This is a genomic window from Candidatus Palibaumannia cicadellinicola, assembly GCF_002855795.1.
GTDB lineage: Bacteria > Pseudomonadota > Gammaproteobacteria > Enterobacterales > Enterobacteriaceae > Baumannia > Baumannia cicadellinicola_C.
The window spans coordinates 1-2,043 of record NZ_NJPO01000065.1 but is presented as its reverse complement, the minus strand read 5'-3'; the positions used below and the strand labels follow the sequence as shown (position 1 = coordinate 2,043).

1 protein-coding gene is annotated in these 2,043 nt (G+C 33.5%); it reads left to right on the top strand.

Translation table 11 applies throughout. The features are described 5' to 3' along the window. Positions 1-222: 222 nt before the first annotated feature. On the top strand, positions 223-2,001 hold the full coding sequence (gene aspS / locus CEX73_RS01295; RefSeq protein ID WP_101626809.1) for an aspartate--tRNA ligase: 1,779 nt from the start codon (positions 223-225) through the stop codon (positions 1,999-2,001). Positions 2,002-2,043 lie beyond the last annotated feature (42 nt).

The following is a 2,043-nucleotide window of genomic DNA, read 5'->3' as shown; positions in this document are numbered from 1 at the left end:
AATATATTATGCTTATATACCATATAATAAAATAATATTAGTTATCAGTGTAACAAAAAAATAATTATAGATAATGAGATGATATTAAAGTACTAAAATTTGTAAATTAATGTAAATTTACATTATAATATAATATAAATATAATTATTAATTTTAATATTTTAACATTATTAATATTAAATTTTTGCTTTAATAGCTGAATACTAAGGTAGGATATTATTTATGCGTACTATATATTGCGGGCAGCTAAATACATCATATGTTGGGCAAGAAGTTACTTTATGTGGTTGGGTTTATAGCTATAGAAACCTTGGTAAGTTAATTTTTATTGAAATGAACGACCGAGAAGGACTAGTACAAGTTATTTTTGATTCTACTCATTCAATTGTTTTTTCCCACGCAGCTAAACTACGAAATAATTTTTGCTTACAAATTATAGGTATAGTACGGATGCGTCCGTCCCATCAAATAAACTCTCATATGATGACCGGAGAGATAGAAGTTTTAGCAACAAGCTTGACTATTATTAATAGTTCCAAACCACTACCGCTAGATACTCACAAACATAATTCTGAAGAACAACGCTTAAAGTTTCGTTATCTTGACCTACGACGACCGGAAATGGCGCAGCGGATAAAAGTACGCGCACATATAACTAGCTTTGTCCGACGCTTTATGGAACAAAAAGGTTTTTTAGATATTGAAACACCAATGCTAACAAAAGCAACACCAGAAGGTGCTCGTGATTACTTAGTACCAAGCCGAGTTCATAAAGGAAAATTTTACGCATTACCGCAATCACCACAATTATTTAAGCAATTATTAATGATGTCTGGTTTCGATCGCTATTACCAGATCGTCAAATGCTTTCGTGATGAAGATCTACGAGCTGATAGACAACCTGAATTTACCCAAATAGATGTAGAAACGTCATTTATGACAGCATCAGAAGTCTGTGATGTCATGGAGGATTTAATCCGTTCTCTGTGGTATGAAATAGAAGGAGTAGAATTAGAAAAATTTACACACATGAGTTATACAGAAGCTATGCGTCGTTTTGGCTCTGATAAACCAGATTTACGAAATACTATAGAAATAGTTGACATAGCAGATTTAGTAAAACAAATAGCATTTCCTATTTTTGCTTCTTCTGCTAACGATAGTAAAAATCGTGTAGTAGCACTACGAGTACCGGGAGGCGCTAAGCTCAACCGTAAGCAGATCGATGAATACGATTCATATGTTAAAAAATACGGTGTCAAAAATCTAGTATGGATGAAAATGGATCAACAGACGATTGGTACAGAAGAAATACAAAGCCCTATAAGACAATTTCTTGCTCCAGAAGTTATTGCTGCAATTTGTGCCCGTACCGGAGCTTGCGATGGAGATATTTTGTTCTTTGGCGCTGACCATGCTAAAGTGATTAATGATGCTATGGGTGCTTTGAGATTAAAGCTAGGTAGTGATTTAAAGTTAAACAATAAATCTCGCTGGGCTCCACTATGGATAATAGATTTTCCTATGTTTGAAACAGATAATCAAGGTAATTTAATTACTGTACATCATCCATTTACGGCACCTAAAAACATTGAAGTAGAAACTTTAGCTCTTTCTCCGTTAACTGTAGTAGCTAATGCTTACGATATGGTAATAAATGGGTATGAAGTTGGTAGTGGTTCAGTACGAATTCATAGTCATGAAATACAACAAAAGATTTTTAGTATTTTAGGTATGACTTTAAACGAGCAACGTGACAAATTTGGCTTTTTACTTAATGCACTCAAATATGGTACCCCCCCCCATGCTGGTTTTGCTTTTGGTCTGGATCGGCTTGTTATGCTACTCACTGGCACTAATAATATTCGTGATGTTATAGCTTTTCCAAAAAGTGCTGCAGCAGCAGATCTCATGATAGAAGCACCAAGCTTTAGTAATACTACTACACTAACAGAATTAGCCCTTGCTATTGTTAGTAATAAATCCAATGAAAATTTTTAATTAAATGGCTATTTAAGATAACTATTGAAATAAAAAATACTA

Coding starts and splice junctions, on each gene's coding strand:
- aspS (WP_101626809.1), top strand. CDS start 223: ATGCGTACTATATATTGCGGGCAGCTAAATACATCATATGTTGGGCAA.